Here is a 21,891-nt window from a genome sequence, read left to right as displayed (position 1 = left end):
AATTCGAATATGCGGTAAACCGAATATGCATAGAAGATCCCGCGTAATCCTTTCCAAGGTCAGGTGCGAGCTGCTGATTGGTGCGTTGGCTCTGAAACGTCTTCGGCCAAGAGTCGGTGAAAACTTGAGGGAGAGGAGCTACAGCCTATCAATTCAGCAGCATTTGCTTGGCAGAAAGTCGTCACGGCTAAGGTCTTTCAGACCGCAGCGTTGTTCGGTGGCGTTGGCGAAGCGACGAAGCATTTCGATCGCCCCGTCACGTGCTTCTTTCGACAAATCGAAGGCCAGATTGCGAGCTTCACCCACCAGATCCGACCGAATACTTTCATAAATGGCCGTGCCTTCTGGCGTCACCGTGATCGCCAGGGCGCGGCCGTCAGTTGCGTCGGGCACACGGCGAACCAGCCCTTGTTTGGCAAGCGAATCGACCAGCCGACTGGCGTTGCTCTTATCGAGAAAAAGCTCGCTGGCCAACGATTGAACGCGAACCGGCCCTGCCTTAATCACATGCTCAAGTGCGTAGCATTGAGTGACGGATAAGCCCTCGCAGCAGCTGCGATCTCTATCACGAAACTGGTACACGCGAACCAAATGACTCAGCGCTTCATAGAGCTGTTCGGCGTCCTGGTCGATCTGATCAATCTTTGGCATAGCACTCGGCTCGCAATTCCGGGGAAAACGCTAATACCACCTTAGCAGTCGTAGCGACACATTTTTTTGGGCATAAGGGTCGACGAAATTGTTCCAAGATATTAGTTGCGGTGCGCAACGTATTTTGCGATTGTGAATTGGAGGTATGGCTTGCGGGCTTTTTAGAGGCGGCTGCGGTAACGCTTGGAGGTACAGGGATGTTGGTAGAAACGCTTAGGACGAAAACAGGCTCCCGGTTACGAAACCTATGGAGCAGTGTTTCCATTCCTCTACCTGTAGCGATGCTACTGGGCGCGATCCTGATCCCCATTCTTGCCGGGGCTAGCAGCAGTGACGTTTTCCAATCGCTGAGCAAAGGATTCGGAAACAACCTCGGCTATTTCGCCATCGTCATCCTGAGCGCGTTTTTCATTGCTGGCTGGATCTCGACGCAGGGAAGCGCTTCCTTCGGAAAGTTCGGTATATCACTGTCACCTTTGCTCGGTGCCGGCATGGTCTGTCCCGATACCGCCTACGCCTCTCTTGCTCCCATCGCAGGACAGCACAGAAAGTACATTGCGATCGGATGCTACTCGGGGTTCAAGCTTCTGATGCCCGCAGGCCCACTTATCATTGGGATCGGGTTGGGGGCCAATACTCATGATCCGAAATTTCTGTATTTAGGGCTGCTGCTTACGGTCGTTACCTGGGTGGCCGGGACGATCTGGACTTACTGGACGACACGCTCAGACTTTTCATCCCCAAGCGATTTTACTGACTCAGCCGCGCCTCAGGACTCGGTTATCAGAGTCATTCTCCCTCTGGCTGTATTTTTCGTGCTCCTGATCACCGGCTACGTCATTCCCAAGAACCAGCACTCCGTAATCGAGTTCTTCACTACTCCCGCCGGTGCGCTGATCGCCACATCGTTATTGATCGCGATTAGCTGCAAACCTGACGAGGTTCAAGATCTGCTCTCCAAAGCAATGCGTAGAACCAGCTCGTTATTGTTCACCATAGGTTGTGCGTCTGCGTTGGGCCAAGCCCTTGGTATGGTGCTTCCCAAGGATCTGATTCAGCAGGCATTCAGCGCGTCGGGTAGCACCACGCATATTTTGGTTGGGGTGTTTCTGCTGGCAGCGGTATTTAAAACACTGAATGGTTCTTCGCTTGCGACCTTTGCTGCCATCCCACCTGTTCTCTCGCCAATCTTGGCGTCGAGCGGAGTGGATTTGATGAGCGTCACGTTCGCCGTATGCCTGGGATCCTTCGTCGCCATTCTCCCTAACGACAGCTATTACTGGTTGGTCAAAACCGACGCCTTTCCCGAATACAGCACAGGCAGGTACATGCGCCTGGTGACCGCCGGCTCAGTTCTACAAGCATTGATAGGCTTGGCAGTCCTTCTGCTGATCTCGCTTTAACTTCGAATTCCTACAAAACCATCAGTGACTCCAGTCACCGAATCGTCGTGCCTGAGCTCAAGGAGAAAGAGAATGAAGTACCTGGTCGCCAGTACATTCGAAGGGGGGTATCAACCGCTCAACGCGATATCCGCAACCACAGCTCTACTCGATGCAGATATCGAAGCGCAGTTGATCGATATCTACGTCGAGGGACTTGCCCTGGAGAGATTCAGTGACGCAGATTTGGTCTTCATCTGCGTACCGCTTTTTGACTCTCTGACTGCCGGAACGCAGCTGGCCAAGCAGCTTAAAGAAGCGAAGCCCTCCCAGAAAATTTGCTTCTTCGGTCAATACGCGACCATCAATGCAAAAAGCCTGGCCTCCAAATACGGTGACTATGCGATCGCCGGCGAGTGGGAAAAACCCATTGTCAGCTTGGCTAAACACCTGAGTGGCGAACAGGGACAAGATCTACGCGGAGTGATCGATCGGACTCGCGGCCTTTCCAGTGAGATTGTTGTGCCTCAGTTGATCCGTGACGGGTTCCGCCTGCCGCGCAGGGACTTGGCACCGCCTCTACACAAATACCCGCAACCTCAGCTGGAGAAGCTGCTCGGCGAAAAGAAAGTTGTGGGTGGGGTCGAAGGGTCGCGCGGATGTCACCACAAGTGTTCCTACTGTTCGGTGTATGCGGCCTATGACGGCAAGGTGCTTTTGGTCTCCGACGATCTCGTTGAGCGCGACGTGGCGAATCTCGTCGCACAGGGAATGACTCACCTCACCTTTACGGATGCTGATTTTTTCAATGCCAAGAAGCACGGTTTGAAAATCATCCGGACTCTGCATTCGCAGTTCCCCGACCTCACGTACGACTTCACCACTCGCGTGGATCATATTCTGGAGAACAAAGACGCCATCAAGGAAATGGGGCAGCTAGGGCTTGCTTTCATCACCACCGCGTTGGAGTTCCCCAAGCAGGAGGTTCTCGACCAGGTCTTCAAGGAAATGAACGTGCCCATGATCGAGGAGGCGTTGGCGTTTCTGAAGGAGGCCGGCGTCAAGGTTAACCCGACCTTCATCACGTTCAACCCTTGGGTGAGCCTTGAAGACATGGCCGAGCTGCACGATTTCATTGCTCGCAACGAGTTGGAGAACATCGTCGACCCCATCCAGTTTGAGACTCGGCTGCATCTCTACAAAGGTTTACCGCTGCTCAACAACGACACGGTGAAGGAGTTGCAGTTGGAGGAGCACGAGTTTCACTTCGACTGGCAGCATGCGGACTCCCGCCTGGACAAGCTCTTCATGGACTCGGTCACACCGCCAGAAGAAGGTGTGTTCAAACGTTGCTGCCTGAAATGCTAAGGAGATAACAGATGTCGTCACTTACTTTGTTGCAGGCGGCTCTCAGGCTGGCCAACCAAACTGATGGTCTCCAGGTGCCGGGCCATATTGCTTGGCGTGCTCATAACGAGGCGTTGAGCAGGTCGCTGAAGGATGGCAAAGACACTCTTTTCATCTGCTCCGCGAGCCGCAATGACGAACTCACAGCCCAATATGGGCAAGGCTGATGGCGTAGCGTTCAGTTCGAGTGCGAATGGAGCCGATCCCGCTGCGGCCGCGTTCGCGAGCATTTACTGGGAAGGGTTCAATGCTGAGCCCGAGTTTGGCCGAATCGCGCAATCGCTCTACGAGCGACTGCAACGTCATGGTCGCTTGGTATTCCCGGCGATTTTGTCTGACGAGGAAGTCGTATCGCTCCGGGCCTTTACTGTTGAGGGGTTGGAGTGCAATAACGCGCTCACGGAGCCCGCTGTTGCCGAGCAACTCTGCGAGGCGGGTTTCCATGGCATTACCTATGAGCTCACCTCCGAGGTGCCTGTCTCCATTCAGGACGGCATTGAGTTCCGCCTGTTCACCGTGAGCGCATACAAGGGCAAAGCCGGCGTGTGCCTCGACCAGGGACATGCCGTTATCTACAAAGGCCCCTGGAAACATACCGTCGACGACGACGGCCATACCTACCAGCGCGGCATCCGTACAGCGGTGTGCGAGAAGACCTTCAATCTGCTGATGTCCGCGCCTTACCAAGGCCAATTCATCCCAGTGCGTTGCTATGTCGAACCAGCCTTGGACAAGAGCGGTTTCTTCGACTGCAACACGCCTTCAGTTCGAGATCCCAAGGTCACCAAAGGGCTTGTACCCATCGCAGGCTCTGCCGAGGAATCGTGCTGCGCTGATGGTACTTCATGTTGCTAAACGGGAGATGTGACTAATGACTTCTGCAATTGAAAACACAATCATCGCCGACTACACCGAGGCGTTGAGCAACGGCAACGTTGTCCTTGAATCGCAGCTGACTGAGAGCTGCTGCAGCGACGCTTATGGTGCCCAGTACCTGAAGAACATTCCATAGCGAATCATCGAAGCCAACTTCGGTTGCGGTAACCCGACCAACTATGTGCGCGAGGGTGATGTCGTCCTGGACTTGGGCTCAGGGGCCGGTCTGAATTGCTACGTTGCTGCCCAAATCGCCGGCAATAACGGTGCTGTCTTTGGTATCGACATCAACCCAAGCATGTTGCAGATCGCTCGTGAAGAAGCGAAGGCGTTTCAGAAGGCAACGGATAGCGCACCTTTGCGTTTCTACAAGGCATCCGCGAGCAACCTGAGAGTCGATCAGGAGCTGGCCGAAGAACGCCTGCGTACAGAGCCATGTGCTGATTGGGCATCATGGAAAAACTTCGAGCAGTTCATCAGCGATAGCTCCCAGTCCAGGCCTCTTATCGACAGCCAGTCTATCGATCTGGTGATTTCGAACTGCGTGATTAATCTGGTTGGTGAGACCGAAAAACAGAATGTTTTCGCCGAAATTTATCGAGTGCTGAAACCAGGTGGCCGTTTCGCAATCTCTGACAACGTCTCAGATATCGCCATTCCTGACGAATTGAAACGAGACACCAAGCTGTGGTCGGCCTGCTACTCAGGCGTGCTTCAAGAGCAGGAGTTCTACAAGCAGCTTCAGGAAGTCGGTCTCACGGGAATAAAGATTGAGGCTCGGGACGACGCCTCAACCAAGCGAATTGGCTCTGTCCGGTTCTACTCCGTCACTGTCACTGGTACCAAGCCTGAAGTTCAGACTGGGAAGTCCGTGACTGTGATCTACCGAGGGCCTGGGCTTGAACTTACCGGCGATAGCGGCAGGGTTTACAAGCGCGGTGTACCCACGGATTTGGCCTCACAGGATGCCTACCTTTCCACCGACGATGCGCTGTATGTCGTGGAGGGAAGTCAGCCCGTCAAGCCCAAGTCCTGCTGCTCGTAACAGCGCCTGCGGCTACGAGCCAGCTCAGTAGCCGCTACCCCTAAAATCTCTCCTCATAGAGCCTATCCAATGAGTACTTCACGGAAGATCTTGGCTGAGTTTCTCGGTACAGCAGTTCTGCTGTGCACCGTAGTTGGTTCTGGGATCATGGGTCAGCGCCTGGCGAACGGTAACGATGCGCTAGCGCTTCTTGCCAATGCGCTGGCAACTGGCGCGAGCCTGTACGTACTGATCGTGTGCTTCTCCACTTTTTCCGGTGCGCACTTCAATCCGGTGGTCTCTGTAATCGATTATTTGCGCGGAGGACTGAGCAGTAAACAACTGGGCCCCTACGTGGCGGCTCAAACAACGGGTGCAATCTTCGGAGTATTCGCTGCGCATTTCATGTTCGAGCTGCCTGTGGTCGAGTTCTCCCATCATGTTCGCACCGGGCCGTCGCAGTGGTTCAGTGAGTACCTGGCAACGTCGGGATTGGTGCTGACAATTCTGCTGTGCGATAAATATCACAAAGCAAAAGTGCCTCAGGTGGTTGCCGCGTATGTTGTCGCAGCCTACTGGTTCACGTCCTCTACGAGCTTTGCGAATCCGGCGGTGACGATTGCTCGCGGGTTCACCGATACGTTCTCGGGGATACGGATATCAGACGTAGCGCCGTTTATCATTGCGCAGTTTTTCGGTGGGCTGACGGCGCTGTTCCTGGCGAAGGTTCTCGGTGGTAAAGAGGTCGTCGTGGATATCCCACAGCCTGGTCTCCAGGAGCAGAAGCTACCAATTCAGTGAACGGTGCTCTCTGCGGTACGTGGAAGCGGTGAGCCGGTTTGGGGAAAAGTTCACGGTTCTATCGCGACATTCTGAAGGGCTGAGCCTTGCATGGGTCAGCCCTTCAAACACAATTCTTCACAGGGGCAGCAAGGAAAGAAATGAACTACAACGTGAGGGTTGCCACACCCGCTGATGCCTCTGCCATCCAGGCTATCTACGCGCCAATGGTTTTGGACACGGTCATCTCGTTCGAGCTGATACCACCGACTGTTGATGATATGGCCGCACGAATAGCCGCAACACTGCCGACGCATCCCTATCTGGTAGCCGAGGTGGAAGGCAAGGTCGTTGGATACGCTTATGCAAGCCAGCATCGAGCGAGGGAAGCCTATCGTTGGTCGGTGGATGTCACCGTGTATGTCGACCCGGTTGTGCACCGAAACGGGGTAGGTCGTGCGCTTTATCAGCAGCTTTTACCACTTCTAGAGAAACAGGGGTTTCATGCCGCCTATGCCGGCATTGCCTTACCCAACGCGGGAAGCATAGGCATCCATGAAGCGCTCGGCTTCACCCACATTGGCACATACCCTGAGGTTGGGTTCAAGCACGGCCAGTGGCATAGCGTGGGTTATTGGCGTAAACCGCTTTGTGCTGTGACTCCGCCAATAGAAATCATCCCGTTCAGTGAGGTGGAGGGATTGTAAACGTGCAGACTGTGAGGTGACGTTGCTGCTATTCGTCGGCATTGGAACCAAGCGACCCACTGGAAGCTATGCTGATGGATGATTCTCGTTCGAGTCGGTGTTTTGATCGACTGGAGGAACGAATGAATTTGGCTGGGTTTATTTCACTTCTTTCCGCGGGTGAGGAAATAGGCGGGTGCCAACTCGCGCCCTCAGATGCTGTGGCACTCGCCCATCTGCATTTTCCTTCACGTGCCTATTGTCTTGTTGCTGAATGGGCAATATTAGATCTCGACGTTACAACCCTTCAGCGAAAAGCGATCACCGATAGAGAGCTAATCCCTGCTCTGGTTTACGCTGTAACTGTTATCAAAGACAGCAAAGGTCGCTTCCAACCTGGTGATTGGGTCAGAACAACGCTCGGGGTTTCGTTCACCCACGCTTGCTTATTTGAGACGAAAAATACGGTTTATGTGCTTATGGGAGCCGGACGTAGGTTGCGCACAGATATAGACACCGCATTGAGCTTGTGCTGAAGATCGTATGCGCTCCTTCTTCATGACTGCTGCCTCTAACTGTTCGTGTCAAACTATGTTGTGAGCAGCCGGGCACTATATTTGACGCTCAGCCAATCTGTGTCAATCTATGTTGCTGTAGTCTTCACCCCGAATCATCCTACAGACCCCGGTTTACGGGAGGGGTTGTGTCAAACTATGTTGTTGGTAACCATGTGGTTTTTGTGAATTAAAGCTGTCGCTTGTGAATTAAAACCGTCGCAAGCGGCCGCTCTCCCCCTTTTGCGTTCTCATGACGCCGCGAACCCCGCAAGCTCCGGCGCGCACTGAGAGGTCTTGAGCGATCTGTGATCGCATCCTGTGGCGGCTTGGAGTCGTTCAATCTAGGGTCTGAACCGAGTTGATGTGTGGACGCCGGCGCCGAATTGACCCACGCGCCGATGCAACACTGACCCATCTCCAACCTACGCAAATCCAGCACAACAATGATTCGCAACGGATCAGACTGGGTTCAGTGAAATCTCGGCAAACGGGTCAATTCGGCGTCAGCGCCAACAGCTCAGACGTTACCAATGGGCTTGCTAGACATCTGGGGCAGTCAATTACCTACACAGCAATTTCACCATCGCCAAACCGAAGCGGCGCGCGGTAAACCTCTACAGTACGCGGGTTGCAGCGTTCTTCTTTATTCGGACCACGCTGTGCAAAGTCCCAAATACGTAACATGGCACGTCGCCATGCTCACAGGTCAGCTCATTGGCTAGGAAATTTCTGATGTCGGGTTTACCGCCGGCTTGCTTTTAAAGACGAACATCTATTAGGCGCAGAGAAATTGAGCGTACCCTGCGCGCAGAGGGTCTGCGAGCGGTCGGTTCATTTTGAAGCTGATCAGCGTCAGAAAGCGACCGAAGCATTAGTTGCTCAGGTATTGCCCAGTTCATCCCCCCACTTCATAGCGGAGTTTTTGGAATGGTTGCTCGGTGGCAATGGCTATTGATTCAGACGACCAAACGGCTGTGGTTCAGGGCGGGGCTATTTTCGTTGTTGGGGGTGGTGACGGCATTGATTGCAGTGGTTTTTCGAGATCATATTCCGATAGACCTACCAGGTAAGATAGGCGCTGATGCCGTTGATAAGATTCTCGGCATCATTGCCTCCAGCATGCTGGCTGTAACCACGTTCTCCCTAAGCACAATGGTAACGGCATACGGAGCTGCAAGCACCAGCACTACCCCTCGCGCCACTACGCTGGTCATGGAGGACGCGACCACTCAGAACGCTCTCTCGACCTTCATCGGTTCGTTTCTGTTCAGCCTGGTCGGTATCATCGCTCTGAGTACGGGAGCCTACGGCGCCCAAGGCAGAGTTATTCTGTTTGCCGTAACCATCGTAGTGGTCATTTTGATTGTGTATACCCTGCTTCGATGGATTGATCACCTCTCCAGGCTAGGCCGGGTCGGCGAGACGATCGACAGGGTCGAGGCCGCCGCCATCAAGGCACTGACGGACCGGCGCCAGCTGCCCTATCTGGGCGGCTGTGTTTATCCTGATCGGCTAATGCCGAGCCTAGAGATTTGTAGTCGAAAAGTGGGCTATGTGCAGCACATTGATGTGTCAGCGCTGGAAGCTTTTGCGCAGAAACAGGCCGCCATGATTTATCTAGAGATTCTTCCGGGCAGTTTCGTCTACGAGGGCGAACTACTGGCTCAAATTGTGCGCAGTGGCACAGTCCCTTTGGAAGAGTCTCAGGTGACGCAAATCCTGTCCGCCGTCACCATTGGCGTGAACAGGACCTTTGAGCATGATCCCCGCTTTGGCCTGTCGGTCCTTTCCGAAGTCGCGTCTAGAGCACTGTCGCCAGCCGTCAATGATCCGGGCACGGCTATCGACGTCATTGGCAGAGGTATACGCGCTTTCAACGCATACGCCAGATCCAGTGACCCCGAAAAAACGCAAACACTTTGCAGCTGCGTGCATCTTCATGGACTCAGCGTAGAAGACATGTTTGATGATTTCTTCTCGCCTATCGCGCGTGACGGCGCAGCATTGATAGAAGTGAATATTCGGCTGATTAAGGCCCTTGGGAGCCTGGCGCAGTTGAGTCCAGAGTTGTACGCCGACGTGAGCATCAGGCATATGAGCGTTGTTGTGGAGCGGGCGGAAGCGGCATTGAAGCTTGATGCAGACAAGGCAAGATTGAAAGCATGCATTGCCGCTTCGATACCCTAAAATCTGTTGTCAGCCCTTCAACTGTCCTCATTTTTTGCAGGGCATGACCCGCTTCACCAGTGTGCCAATGCTCATACCCTGAACCAGGATTGAGAAGACTACGACCATGTAGGTCAGCGATACCACTACGTCCCGGGCATACCCTGGAGGGAGCGACAGCGCCAGCGCCACTGATATCCCTCCCCGCAGCCCTCCCCAAGTCATTACGCTCCAAGAACCGGCAGGCAGGCGAAAACGCTTGCCCAGTGCCGCGACAGGAGCACCGACAGTCAGCAACCTAGCCAGCAATGTCAATACGATGACGGCCAGTCCCGTTATAGCAAGCGCGCTCGAGAAGCGAATCAACACCACTTCCAACCCAATGAGTACGAAAAGAACTGCGTTTAGAATCTCGTCAATCAGCTCCCAGAACATATCAAGATTTTTCTCGGTTTCTTCCGACATGGCGTAGGAGCGGCCCTGATTACCGACAATGAGGCCCATTACAACCATTGCCAATGGGCCCGAGACGTGCAGATGAATGGCCAGCGCGTAGCCGCCGAGTACAGCTGCGAGGGTAATGAGTACTTCTTCCTGATAGCTGTCGATGCTTTTAAGCATTTGGTAGGTTACATAGCCCAGAACTGCGCCAACCAATGCGCCGCCGCCGGCCTCCTCTACCAGCAGTTGTGAAGCGCCTAGCACAGAGGGCGCGTCCCCACTGATGATCATCGCCAAGATGAGTGAAAACAGCACGACGCTCACGCCATCGTTAAATAGGGACTCGCCTGAGATCACCAGTTCAATGCTGGCAGGTGCACCTGCAGATTTCAGAATGCCCATGACCGCGATGGGGTCCGTGGGTGAGATGAGCGCGCCAAACACGAGGCAGTAAGAAAGGGGTAGTGCCAAGTCGGTGAGCAATAGCAGCCCCCAAAGCGCAAAGCCTACAAACACGGTCGAAATAGTCGTTCCGACGACCGCCAATGATGCCACTTGCCATCGATATGCACGCAGCTGCGACAAGTCCACATGTAGTGCGCCGGCGAATAGCAGCAGCGATAACATGCCTTGCATTAAAAGCTCGGAAAAATCGATGGATTCAACTAATGACGTTTCGAATGTATGCAACGCTTCAAAACCAATTGCACTGAGCGCCATGTTTAGCAGCGAAAGCGCCAGCGCAATGCTCATGACACCAATGGCAGGCGGCAGTCCCACATAACGTCGGTTGAGAAATGCTAGCACCGCGGTGATGCTAAGAAATACTGCGACGGTGTCCAACATCGATTTGAATCTCCGGTTCAGAGGGGGTTGAGGGGGGCAGCGGTTAGAGGCTCGGTACCGTTCGCGCCGCCCTGACTATCCATCTACATCCCGGATCGGGACCTTCTACATAATGCATCACGCGACCATGCATCTGGTTGATGCACCGGCTACCGCCGAGCCGTTTCGCGCAATGGTTTCCGCTCTATCGCCTTAAGCGATCCCCTCGCTTTAGAGTTGAAACGGCAAACGTTTATCCAGTCCTTCATATGAGTCAATGATCATTCCTGTCAGCTCGGCTGGCAGGTCGATCGCTTCCACCCAGCGGATAACTGTCAAACCCATCTCGGGATGTGACGCTTTCAATAAACACCGTCCGGGAGGGATGGGCAAAGGTTACGCCCAGTTCGGCGAAGGCGTCGACGATTGCAAGGTTGATCGCTTGTTGGACATCCATGTAAATGTTGTAGCTGGGATCAAGGACGATGTAGACCGTTTCAAACTCTAGAGCACTGCTCCCGAAGCTGCGGAAGTGACAGCGATCGAAACGGGCCAGTTTTTGTTGCCGAATGATGCCTTCAATACGTTGCGGCACTTCTTTGATCTGTCGAGCGGAGCAGCCATAGGTTAATGATAGTTCGAATACGATCCGGCGCTCCTGCAGCCGCTTGTAGTTTTGGATTGTGCTACCGATCATCTCGGCATTTGCCATGACAATTTGTTCACCTCCGAGGCTTCGGATGCGGGTTGTCTTCAGACCGACGTGCTCGACGGTTCCCGAAAGTGACCCTACGACGATGAAGTCACCTACCTCGAATGGCTTGTCTACAGCAATGGACAGCGAGGCAAACACATCGGCAAGGATATTTTGGACTGCCAAAGCAACAGCGATGCCTCCCACACCTAGACTAGCGACAAATGCTGTGATGTTGACGCCCACATTCGATAGCATCGCCAAGACGACGACTACCCATAGAAATACCTTGGCACCCCATAAGCTCAGGGTCGCAAGCGCGCTGCCCTGATAAATTTCTGCGGTGCTGTGACGGCGAAAATACCGGGCAAGCGTCAGAGCCAGCGCTCGGTTCACCCACAATCCTACTTGCAGCGCCGCGACCACGAACCAAAGGCTGCTTACACGTCCTAGCCATCGCTCCGGTAGATCCAGGACACCCACACCAATGAGAATCGAGGCTAGTAAGAGCAAGGTGTTACTGGTGCCCGATAATACCTCAACCGCAATTTGACTCAGGTGCGCGCTCGGCTTGGTTGACTGCCGACGAAATCTTCTTAGGAAGAAACCAATCACCGTCCTTGCCAATACAAAGCTGATGACAATCAGCGCACCCGCAAGAATCCAGTTGGCTAGGGAGATGCTCAAAAACGTGTAGTTAACGAAAAAGCTGATGACTTCTTGAAACATGTAGTCCTCGATCTGATGCAGAGCCGCCATCGTGGATGGGCGACAGGATTCTGCGTTTTGAACATGAAAGCGGGAGGCAGCCAGAAGCGCGCTAGCGCGATTTAGCTATGTGTTAGCTGCCTGTCGATCGCAAGCTGGGACGGTCGACACCGGGTGACAAAAACGTCTAAATAAGAGCCCGACGAGTGGGGCTCTTATTTACCGATCTGCGCTTATCGCTTCGAAGGCAACGCATAGGCGATAAGCGAGTCACCCATCTTCGTTCCAAACGATCCGTGCCCGCCCGCCATAATCACAACGTACTGCTTACCGTGGCTTTCATAGGTCATCGGTGTAGCCTGACCACCCGCTGGCAAGCGCGCTTCCCAGAGCAGGTCGCCGTTGGTGACGTTGAAGGCGCGCAGGTAGTTGTCCTGCGTACCGGCGATGAACATCAGGTTACCGGCCGTGGATATCGGACCACCCAGCATTGGCACACCGATCTTCAGCGGCGGCAGTTGGATGCCTTTAAGGCTGTCGCGGATGGTGCCAATGCGTTTGCGCCAGACCACGTCGTGGGTCTTCATGTCGACGCCGGCAACATAGCCCCATGCCGGCTCTTTGCATGGCAGGCCCAGTGGCGACAGGAAGGCGTTGATTTCGACGCCGTAAGGCACGCCGTACTGAGGCTGAATGCCCATTTCGGTACCGCTGCCGGTGGCACCTTCTTTAGGCCACAGCGGGTTGTTCGGGCCACGGGGAATCAGCTTGGACACGAACGGCAGGGCCATCGGGTTCATCAACGCAACCTGACGGTCAGCGTTCACCGAGATACCACCCCATTCGAAGACACCCAGATTACCCGGAAACACCAGCGTCCCTTGCTCGGATGGCGGCGTGTACTGGCCGTTGTAGGACAGCTTTTTGAAGATCACCCGGCAGACCAGTTGGTCAAACATAGTCGCTCCCCACATTTCCTTGTCGGACAGCGTCTGGATCGACGTCAGATTGAGGTCCGAGCGCGGCTGCGTCGGGCTGACCCGGTCGCCTGGTGCGGCTTCACCGGCTGGTACCGGCATTTCATGAACCGGCACGATTGGCTTGCCATCGCGACGGTCCAGCACGAAAAGGTTTCCGGCCTTTGTCGGCACGTACACCGCAGGGACGGCTTCGCCGCTGCCGGTTTTCACGTCAGCCAGGGTAGGCTGGGCCGGTACGTCCATGTCCCATAAGTCGTGGTGAGTGGTCTGGAAACTCCACACCAGTTTGCCGGTGGAACCGTTCATCGCGACGATCGAGCTGGCGTAACGCTCCATCACCGGAGTGCGGTTGCCGCCCCAGATGTCGGGCGTCGGATTGCCGGTTGGCACGTACACCACATCGGTTTTCGCGTCATAGGCCAGCGGAGCCCAAGCGTTCGGCGAGTTGTTGACCAGGGTTTTGCCGTCGCCGGGGATGGCGTTCGGGTCTTCGGCACCGGTGTCAAAGATCCACTTCAACGCGCCGGTGTTGACGTCGTAGCCACGGATCGCGCCGGACGGCTCGTGCACCGACAGGTTATCGGTCACCGAGCCGCCGATGATCACGGTGGTGCCCGTTACGACAGGCGGGGAGGTGGGTTCAAGGCCGCCCGGATACGGATAGGGCTGCAAGTGCAGCAGATCGAGCTCGCCGTTTTTGGCGAAGTCGGCGCACGGTGTGCCGTTGTCAGCATTAATGGCGAAAAGGCGACCGTCGTTGACCGGCAGGAACACCTTGCGCGGGCAACTGGTGGCGACCGGTTGGATGCCTTCCAGGCTTTTCGCAAACTGAGTGGTGTCAGCCTGATCGAAGTACGCGACGCCACGGCAGGTCAAGTGCTGGAAGGATGGGTCGGATTTGAGCTTGGGATCGAATCTCCACTTCTCTTTACCAGTGGCCGGGTCCAGCGCCACTAGGATCTGGTGGGTGGTGCAGATGTACATGTTGTCGCCAACCTTGATCGGCGTCAGCTCGTTGGTGGTCTCGCCGGAGTCATTGGCGGTTTTCGATTCACCGCTGTTGAAGGTCCAGGCCACCTGAAGGTCTTTGACGTTGCCTTCGTTGATCTGAGTCAGCGGGGAATAGCGCGTGCCCGACTGGGTGCGGCCATAAGCAGGCCAGTCGCCGTTGGCAATGCCCTCGACAGGCTGATGCTGCGCCGGTTGCGCCGTCGCCATGCTGCCGTTGATTTCCTGCGGGTCGTTGAAGATGGAATAAACCATCACCACGATCGCCAGCGCCAATGTCGCGGATAAAAAGGTTTTGCCCGGCTTCAGACGCTCCGGAATATCACGGGTCACCCCCGGAATCAGTAACCACAGACCCAACACCCCGAGGATGTCGAAGCGCGGCACCAACGCCCAGAAGTCCGTGCCTGCTTCCCACAGGCCCCAGACCACAGTGATCAGCATCAGCGCGCTATAGAGCCAGAGCGATGCCGCGGAACGTCGCCATAACAGGACGGCGAACACCAGCAGCGCGACGCCCAGGAATAGATAATAAAAGGAACCGCCCAGTGAGAGCAGCCAGATACCGCCTGCCAACAGAAACAGGGCGAAGATACCCGCAATGATGGAGGTGAAGCGCCTCAATCCGGAAGCTCTCGAGAAGTTATTCATTGAAGTATTCCCTTGGGGTGTAGGGCATGGACTGTGTGTGGTATAGGGGGTTCAACGCTTCGGGTGCTAATTTTAAAAACGTGAGCTTCCGGCCAAAACCTTTGCCTGTTACCAGCTACCCTTCGCCTAGACCAGAAAATACGCGTGTGAACGCGCTGTCCTAACCTGGCGAATACCCCGATCGACTTGATCTTGCTCGGAAGCTCAGTACGTCCCGAACAGGAAATCGGGCTATTACCGCAGTCGTATTGGACAGTGGCTACCGATCTGCGGTGACGCTAATACCCGGTAGAAATTGTTTTTGATCGCTTCTGTTAAATTAGGGTTTCAGACTGCCAGTATACTGACCGCTAGAAACGCCATTTACGCGCGCCGCTACGCTAAACCAAGCCCGGAATTCTCAATCCTGTGAAGATTAGATCTCAAGCGCGAGCAGGCTACCGTTGACGCTCGACTTCAACTAAATCGGTCGAAAACAGGCTGCCATCGTCTGCAACGAAAACGCTCTGTACCAATCGCGCTGCTGCGTCAGGCAATATCGCGGCTTGGAACCATCATCACAAAAGGAGCTACACTTTCTGACCCGATAACTATCCGGAGAGGAAAGCCGTGATTTCAGACTTGGAAATCAAACATTTACTCGAAGTGGCATTCTTGCCTAATAGGTGTGTTTGTAATATTCCCCCATATGGGTCGATTAGCCTTCAAATTTACGACCAAAAATCTGGTGAGCTGCTTTTGACTCTAATCGGAATTGCTCGTACAGAAATCGCTTCGAGCCGTTCGATCGCGAAACTCGTGGGTGAAATAAGACACGAAATACGTCTGAGAGCGACTGTCGGACTTGACGGCTCGATCAAGAAAAACGGCTAGTACTAATGTGCTCAAACACGCTTTGCGGGAAGAGCCGCCAGTGGTGATGGAAGCGCCTTTGGCTTTTCAGGGTATGTTGACTGACGGCCCGCTGGCCACGCTCGCTGGCGCCTCATCCGTGTTGCTCACATCACTGCGTCGCCAATTATCCAGACTGCCATGCAGACCATCATCAGATTCTCTGTGAGCGAGATGAATCCCAACGGCACATTACTGTCGCCTCCAACGCAGGCACACTTCAAGTCGCGTTTTTCAATATACACCGCCTTGAACACGGAGTACGCACCGACCGCGCCAATGAATAGCGCCAAAGAGGCCGCCAGCCCAGTCAGAACCCCGGCGATCATCAGAACGCCTGAAACTGCCTCAGCGAACGGATAAAAGTACGCGTACCGGACGACCTTCCTGGCTAGAAGGTCGTAGCCCAAGAACATGTTCGAGAAGCTCTCAAGATCCCGCAGTTTCAAAATCGCCAGGATGCACATGCTGAAGGCAATGAACCACTTTACCATCTGGAAAGAAAACAACGCTCCATGAGCAAAATAGCTGATGGCCATGGCCATGGCCATGGCTGCTGCGACAGCAAAGACAGCGATCACCGGTTGATAAGTCACTGCTTCCGGATCACGAAGGGGTTTACCCAAATATCGGCGTAGGTCGTCATATCCTCCAATACGCTTACCGTCGATGAATACCTGAGGTGTTGTTTCGACACCCTCCTGTCTCATGTAAGCATCAGTTTCATCTCGCGTCCTTAACCAGTGGTCGTGAGTATTGAATCCTTCACGTATCAACAAATCCTTAGCCTTCAAACCAAATGGGCAGATGTGGTCCTTCATGACCATTCGGTAGATTGTCGCTTCTTGGCCCATGCTCACTGCTCCGCTTAGCGTTTGCTCGGCCCGGCGCCGCACGCGCTGTTGAGCGTAAATGGACGCCGGTTTATGGAGTAAATGAGGTGTTAAATTCGAGAAGGTTCATCGCAAACTACTGGCCGCCTCCATCTGCGCGTGGCGCGGCGAGCATGGAAAATCCTTGCGAGCTTTTGTGCCGTTGATGTTCGCGCTGGGCGAGGCTTTCCTGTTCGATTGGAGTGAAGATGGTCTGCTGATCGGCGGACTGTTCAGGCGCCTCCCACATGAACCTCTGGGCCAGCCGTGCTTTTTGGCTGGCGGCCTATCCAGCCAAGGTCACGAGATATCGTTTGATGCGTATAACCGTCTCAAGCGACGAATGATCGGACTAGCTCTCCCGTGGCGAGTGTTGTAGGCGAGCTGACCATGCCCTTAGTCAGAAGCGTAGCCGCATCACAAGGGTGGTATGGATGCGTGGGATTCAACCGGCTTTTGCATACCCGTCATTGTTAGGTGGGGAAAAGGGGACTCCGGAGCAGGGCGTAGGCCTAAAACGCGCTGCCACGTACACCAAGCGTGCCACGGCAATGCTGAGTTAGGGGGCTTGTGTTATCGCCGAAGCAGGATTGATCTAGGTAACGAAATTTCGCTGACCTAGGCTCCTGACTCGGGGGATATTTTCAGTGCTGGAATTTTGCCGATTGGGCTTGGGTTAGCGTGGCATCGGCCGTTGGGTCAATCCGGCGTCAGCGCTCACACTCAGCCAGTATTAGCCAGCCTGTAAGTCATAGCGGTCAGCCGATCGTACGAGGTTCGTCCCTCCCCCCAGTCGTTGCTCTTGGTCGGGCGGGAGGCCGCGTCGTTTATGGCGGCGACAGTTTTAATTCTCTAGAGCGTTCGGCGTGACCAGCTCTTTGGGAGGTTGCGACAGTTTTGCGAGATTTCGCAAACGAGCTGGACGCCGCGAAAAACGACGTCCTTCTGCGACAGCTTTAATTCTCAAATTTCAGTTGGGAACTAGAGCTGTCGCCGGTCGGCCATGAATCGATCGGCGACAGCTTTTTACGTTCGGTCCAACAGCCAGTCCCACGTCAAGAAAAGCCACCAGCGGTTTCTCCCCCCAAATTTACGCGCTATAACGGAACCCTTCAGAACGATCGATTGAAACTTCGGCCCCGAGGGCGTTATGGCTAGCAGACCTTCTGTAGAACAACGACGCGAGTTCGGTAAGTTTCTCTCCAGCCGACGTGCTCGCCTTGAGCCTAAGGATTTTGGCCTCCCCGAAGGACCCAGGCGTACGCCGGGATTGCGCCGCGAGGAAGTGGCGGTGCTGGCGGGGGTCAGTGTCAGTTGGTACACCTGGCTTGAGCAGGGCCGTGATATCCAGCCGTCTCCCGACGCGCTGCGGCGTATTTCGAAAGTTCTCAAGCTTGATCGCGTGGAGTCTGCGCATCTGTTTGCGTTGTCCTCACTCGAGGCACCTCAGGCCGAGACCGGCGGCGGGGTCAGCGCAGGGCTGGAAATGCTCGTGCGGGCGATCAATCCCATTCCGGCCTACGTGCGTAACGCTCGGCTCGACATCCTGGCGTGGAACGATGCCATCGCCGATCTGTTCGTCGATTACGGTTCGCTGCAGCCTCATGAGCGCAATACGTTGCGCCTGTTGTTCCTGTACATCCCTTATCGGACCGTGATCCTGGACTGGGAGCAGATGGCGCGGGGTATGATCAGCGCCTTTCGCGCTTCCCGTGCCTTGGCTCAGGACAAGGCGCCATTCGACAGCCTGATCGAGGAGCTGTCCGCGCTAAGTCCGGAGTTTCGCGAGTGGTGGCAGGACACGGAAGTCAAAGGCTTCGACGAAGGCCGAAAACGACTGCTGCATCCGGTCAGTGGTTACATCGACTTCACCTACGTGGCCCTGACGCCAGAGGGCCGGCCGGATCTTTCGCTGGTCACATACATCCCTCGACACACTCCCTATGACTCACAGTCATAGGATAACAACACGCCTTCCTGGCCCTGTCGGGCTTACCTAGAGTGACGGTCATCGCAGCGCAAACAGCGCTGCACCACCGCCAACGAGGTGATACCGATGACTAACCTGAACGCAACTTCGACCCCCTCTGCCTTCGCCACATCGCGTAACCCGGCGACCGGTGAACTGATCGCGACTTACCCGTTTCAGACACAGAGCGAAGTCGAGCAACTGCTGGACGTAAACGCCGCTGCCTTCCGCTTGTGGCGTGCCACGCCGATGCGCGAACGTGTCACCGCCTACCGTCGTCTGTCCGCTGTCCTGCGCGAGCGTTCGGACATCATCGCTGCGCTGATCACCGCTGAAATGGGCAAGACCCTGGTGTCGGCGCGGGCTGAAGTGGAGAAGTGTGCGGCGACCATCGACTGGATTGCCGACAACGGCCCGGCGATCCTGGCCGATGAGCCTGTCAACGTAGACGGTGACGACGAGGTTCACGTTTCCTTCTTGCCGATCGGCACCGTGCTGGCGGTGATGCCGTGGAACTTCCCGCTGTGGCAGGTGATTCGCGCATCAGGGCCGATCATGCTGTCGGGTAACGGCTTCATGCTCAAGCATGCGCCGAACGTCATGGGCTCGGCCTACGCCCTGCAGGATGCCTATGAGGCCGCGGGCTTTCCCAAAGGTCTGTTCGCCAACCTGATCGCGGATAACGATACCGTTGCTCGTACCATTGAAGACCCTCGCATCGCCGGTGTGACGCTGACGGGCAGCATGCGCGCCGGTTCGGCCGTCGCGGCGACGGCGGGCAAGGCGCTGAAAAAGAGTCTTCTGGAACTGGGCGGCTCCGATGCCTTTATCGTGCTGGCCGACGCCAATATCGACCTGGCGGTGAAGGCTGCGGTTGAAGCGCGCTTTCAGAACGCCGGACAGGTCTGTCTGGCGGCCAAGCGCTTCATTGTCGAGCAGCCAATTGCCGAGGAGTTCACCCGCAAGTTTGTCGCGGCGGTGAAGCAGCTGAACGTCGGTAACCCGCTGGACAGCGCCAACAATGTCGGGCCAATGGCTCGCGGCGATTTGCGCGATGAGCTCGACGGTCAGGTACAGCGCACCCTTGCCGCTGGCGCAACGTTGCTGCTCGGTGGCAAGAAGATTGAAGGTCCAGGCAATTTCTACGAGCCAACGGTGCTGGCCGACGTCCAGCCTGGCATGGCCGCGTTCGATGAAGAAACGTTCGGCCCCGTCGCAGCGATTACCGTTGCCAACAATGCCGAGCACGCCATCGTTCTGACCAACACCAGTGATTACGGTTTGGGTGGCAGCCTGTGGACCCAGGACATGGATCGCGCACAACGCATCGCCCGTCGCCTGGAAACGGGTGGGGTCTTCATCAATGGCTTCCCTGCAACCAACGCGCGTATTCCGGTGGGTGGTGTGAAGAAGAGCGGTTACGGTCGCGAGCTCTCGCATTTCGGCTTGCGGGAATTCACCAATGCGCAGGCCGTCTGGGCCAAGAGCATCGATTGAACACCTCCATAACGTGCCTGAATTGCAGAGAGAAAAATCATGAGTGATCGTTTCGCAAGCCCTGTCCTGCAGCCCGTCAAACTGGGCGGACTGCAACTGAAGAACCGCATTGTGATGGCGCCGATGACCCGCAGCCGCGCGGACGATGCCGGTGTTCAACCCGACTACGTCGCCGACTATTACGCCCAGCGGGCAAGCACCGGGCTGATTGTGACGGAAGCGACCAATATTTCGGCCCAGGCCCGAGGCTACACGCGAACCCCCGGGATCTGGACCGAAGCGCAGATCGCTGCGTGGAAGCGTGTGACCGAGGCGGTCCATCGTCAGGACGGCAAGATCTTCCTGCAGCTCTGGCACACCGGACGCATGTCGCACCCTGATATGCACGACGGCAGCCTTCCCGTTGCGCCATCGGCGATCAAGCCTCACGGGCAGATCCGGGTGCATGAAGGCATGAAGGATTTCGTCACGCCCCGGGCACTGGAAACCGATGAAATCCCGCTGATCGTCGAGGATTATCGCCGGGCCGCTGAAAACGCCAAAGTGGCCGGCTTTGACGGTGTGGAGGTGCATTCGGCGAACAACTATTTGCTCGAGCAGTTCGTGCGTGACAGCACCAACCTTCGAACAGACCGTTATGGCGGCTCGCTGGAAAACCGCCTGCGCTTTCCTTTGGAGGTGGTCAAGGCTGTGATTGACGTGTGGGGTGCCGACCGCGTTGGTATCCGCATCTCTCCGGTGACCACTACGCCTGGCGAAACGCCGCTGGACAGCAACACCATGGCCACCTTTGGTGCCTATGTTGCCGCGCTATCGGACCTCGGGCTGCTGTACATCCATGAGATTGAGGGCGTCACTCAGCTAAGCCGCGAAGAGGTCAATGGCGTCAACTTTGCCGAACTGCGGCAGCGTTTCAGCGGCGCGTATATCGCCAACAACCAGTACACGCTGGATCTGGCCGAACAGACGCTGGCAGCGGGGGATGCTGATTTGTTCAGCATTGGTCGTCCCTTCATTGCCAACCCTGACCTGATCTACCGCCTGGCCAGCGGAGCGCCGCTGGCGGAAGCGCCAAAGGCCTATTGGTACGGCGGCGACGCCACGGGTTATTCAGACTGGCCGGCAATGGGCTGACGTCGCATCCCCTCGTTAATCCGCGCTCCATCCCAAGCCGTCGCCCATGCGACGGCTCTTTCATGCTCCCTGTAAACCCTTCTCCCGCCGACCATCACCTCCTGAAGAAAGCACCGTGCATGCTTGTGATCCACGGCAACCTACTGCTCCAGCGCCTCCTGCGCAGGTATTAGATGGATACCCGGACATCTGTTGATAAGCCGTCGTTGTCGCGGGCGATACCTTGCCGGCGTTTGATTTCAACCTCTGATACGTCGGTGCAGTTACCGGCCGTCCTGGCGTGAAGCTCTTGCGCAGCGCGCTTATCCCGGATGCGCCTGCCTACGTGCGCTTCACCTCTAACGGGGACTCGGTTGAACGCGTTGCCCGAGGGCAGCAACGGCAGGGGAGGCTCCTGCTTAATGAGATGGAGTGCCCAGAGGATCACAGACTTGCAAGCGTGAGCCTGCGCGCGAGGACGTTCACATTCGACGGGCTTATTGACTGCGACGCTGTCATCGCGACTTGGCTCATGCCAGAAAAAGCCTTTGGCGCGGGTAGACAACGGGCAAAGGAGGAGCGGTCGCTCAATGAGCTGCGCACAGGCTCTCGTGCCTGACGCGTTTCAAGTTGTCATGTCATGAGCCCGGAAACGACAAAGCCCGACATAGAGTCGGGCTTGGGGAAGTATTCAGGGATTACCAGTTCATGGC

General features: G+C 55.7%; 19 protein-coding genes and 1 pseudogene. 15 read left to right on the top strand and 5 right to left on the bottom strand.

Translation table 11 applies throughout. The features are described 5' to 3' along the window. Positions 1-153 precede the first annotated feature (153 nt). Positions 154-651, bottom strand: a complete 498-nt coding sequence (locus tag BLS87_RS20255) for a MarR family winged helix-turn-helix transcriptional regulator (RefSeq protein WP_074754929.1) — start codon at positions 649-651, stop codon at positions 154-156. Positions 652-848: 197 nt separating this feature from the next. Between BLS87_RS20255 and arsQ the strand changes: the two genes are divergently transcribed. From arsQ to BLS87_RS20215, 10 genes are all read left to right on the top strand, one after another. Then, positions 849-2,054, top strand: coding sequence for an arsinothricin export permease ArsQ (gene arsQ, locus BLS87_RS20250; protein WP_074754927.1), 1,206 nt, complete (start codon positions 849-851; stop codon positions 2,052-2,054). A 72-nt stretch (positions 2,055-2,126) separates the two neighbouring features. Then, positions 2,127-3,401 (top strand): arsinothricin biosynthesis radical SAM protein ArsL, encoded by a 1,275-nt coding sequence (gene arsL, locus BLS87_RS20245; RefSeq protein ID WP_074754925.1) that lies wholly within the window; start codon positions 2,127-2,129, stop codon positions 3,399-3,401. Positions 3,402-3,412: 11 nt separating this feature from the next. Then, entirely contained in the window at positions 3,413-3,607 is a 195-nt protein-coding gene (locus tag BLS87_RS34695) for a hypothetical protein (RefSeq protein ID WP_244165873.1), read from the top strand. Continuing rightward, on the top strand, positions 3,573-4,295 hold the full coding sequence (locus tag BLS87_RS20240) for a methyltransferase type 11 (protein WP_244165872.1): 723 nt from the start codon (positions 3,573-3,575) through the stop codon (positions 4,293-4,295). Before BLS87_RS34695 ends, BLS87_RS20240 begins: the two co-directional genes overlap by 35 nt. 16 nt (positions 4,296-4,311) lie before the next feature. Then, positions 4,312-4,452, top strand: coding sequence for a hypothetical protein (locus BLS87_RS34690; RefSeq protein ID WP_244165871.1), 141 nt, complete (start codon positions 4,312-4,314; stop codon positions 4,450-4,452). Positions 4,453-4,455: 3 nt separating this feature from the next. Further along, positions 4,456-5,361 (top strand): arsinothricin biosynthesis methyltransferase ArsM, encoded by a 906-nt coding sequence (gene arsM, locus BLS87_RS20235; RefSeq protein ID WP_341845438.1) that lies wholly within the window; start codon positions 4,456-4,458, stop codon positions 5,359-5,361. A gap of 69 nt (positions 5,362-5,430) precedes the next feature. Further along, positions 5,431-6,141, top strand: a complete 711-nt coding sequence (locus BLS87_RS20230) for an aquaporin (protein ID WP_074754923.1) — start codon at positions 5,431-5,433, stop codon at positions 6,139-6,141. Between the two features lie 140 nt (positions 6,142-6,281). Continuing rightward, positions 6,282-6,827 (top strand): arsinothricin resistance N-acetyltransferase ArsN1 family B, encoded by a 546-nt coding sequence (locus tag BLS87_RS20225; protein ID WP_074754921.1) that lies wholly within the window; start codon positions 6,282-6,284, stop codon positions 6,825-6,827. Positions 6,828-6,901: 74 nt separating this feature from the next. Beyond that, positions 6,902-7,342, top strand: coding sequence for a DUF6957 family protein (locus tag BLS87_RS20220; RefSeq protein ID WP_143024428.1), 441 nt, complete (start codon positions 6,902-6,904; stop codon positions 7,340-7,342). Positions 7,343-8,290: 948 nt separating this feature from the next. Further along, positions 8,291-9,550 (top strand): DUF2254 domain-containing protein, encoded by a 1,260-nt coding sequence (locus BLS87_RS20215; RefSeq protein ID WP_074754917.1) that lies wholly within the window; start codon positions 8,291-8,293, stop codon positions 9,548-9,550. 27 nt (positions 9,551-9,577) lie between these two features. On the opposite strand, the gene BLS87_RS20210 is transcribed toward BLS87_RS20215, so the two are convergent. The 3 genes from BLS87_RS20210 to BLS87_RS20200 all read right to left on the bottom strand — a co-directional run bounded on the left by BLS87_RS20210 (position 9,578) and on the right by BLS87_RS20200 (position 14,836). Further along, a complete protein-coding gene (locus tag BLS87_RS20210; protein WP_074754915.1) occupies positions 9,578-10,816 on the bottom strand; it encodes a cation:proton antiporter in 1,239 nt (412 codons plus the stop codon). Positions 10,817-11,069: 253 nt separating this feature from the next. Next, positions 11,070-12,218: a mechanosensitive ion channel family protein gene (locus BLS87_RS20205; RefSeq protein WP_083370722.1), complete on the bottom strand. Its 1,149-nt coding sequence runs from the start codon at positions 12,216-12,218 to the stop codon at positions 11,070-11,072. A gap of 212 nt (positions 12,219-12,430) precedes the next feature. Beyond that, positions 12,431-14,836: a glucose/quinate/shikimate family membrane-bound PQQ-dependent dehydrogenase gene (locus BLS87_RS20200; protein ID WP_074754913.1), complete on the bottom strand. Its 2,406-nt coding sequence runs from the start codon at positions 14,834-14,836 to the stop codon at positions 12,431-12,433. Positions 14,837-15,445: 609 nt separating this feature from the next. Between BLS87_RS20200 and BLS87_RS35285 the strand changes: the two genes are divergently transcribed. Continuing rightward, entirely contained in the window at positions 15,446-15,709 is a 264-nt protein-coding gene (locus BLS87_RS35285) for a DUF1652 domain-containing protein (protein ID WP_074754911.1), read from the top strand. 125 nt (positions 15,710-15,834) lie between these two features. Here BLS87_RS35285 and BLS87_RS35005 read toward each other — a convergent pair whose 3' ends face one another. After that, entirely contained in the window at positions 15,835-16,581 is a 747-nt protein-coding gene (locus BLS87_RS35005) for a MauE/DoxX family redox-associated membrane protein (protein WP_074754909.1), read from the bottom strand. 139 nt (positions 16,582-16,720) lie between these two features. Here BLS87_RS35005 and BLS87_RS20185 point away from each other — a divergent pair. The 4 genes and pseudogenes from BLS87_RS20185 to BLS87_RS20170 form a co-directional block, all read left to right on the top strand. Beyond that, positions 16,721-16,930 (top strand): annotated as a pseudogene (locus BLS87_RS20185) (IS21 family transposase); the annotation flags it as partial. Positions 16,931-17,749: 819 nt separating this feature from the next. Further along, positions 17,750-18,559, top strand: a complete 810-nt coding sequence (locus BLS87_RS20180) for a helix-turn-helix transcriptional regulator (protein ID WP_074754907.1) — start codon at positions 17,750-17,752, stop codon at positions 18,557-18,559. A gap of 96 nt (positions 18,560-18,655) precedes the next feature. Next, the gene (locus tag BLS87_RS20175) at positions 18,656-20,065 is read left to right on the top strand and encodes an NAD-dependent succinate-semialdehyde dehydrogenase (RefSeq protein ID WP_074754905.1); all 1,410 of its coding nucleotides are present in this window, start codon (positions 18,656-18,658) and stop codon (positions 20,063-20,065) included. A 39-nt stretch (positions 20,066-20,104) separates the two neighbouring features. Further along, on the top strand, positions 20,105-21,199 hold the full coding sequence (locus tag BLS87_RS20170) for an alkene reductase (RefSeq protein ID WP_074754903.1): 1,095 nt from the start codon (positions 20,105-20,107) through the stop codon (positions 21,197-21,199). Positions 21,200-21,891 lie beyond the last annotated feature (692 nt).

It is taken from the genome of Pseudomonas abietaniphila, assembly GCF_900100795.1.
Classification (GTDB): Bacteria; Pseudomonadota; Gammaproteobacteria; order Pseudomonadales; family Pseudomonadaceae; genus Aquipseudomonas; species Aquipseudomonas abietaniphila.
Note: the sequence above shows the minus strand (reverse complement) of the source record. Positions and strands in the feature narration are given on the sequence as shown.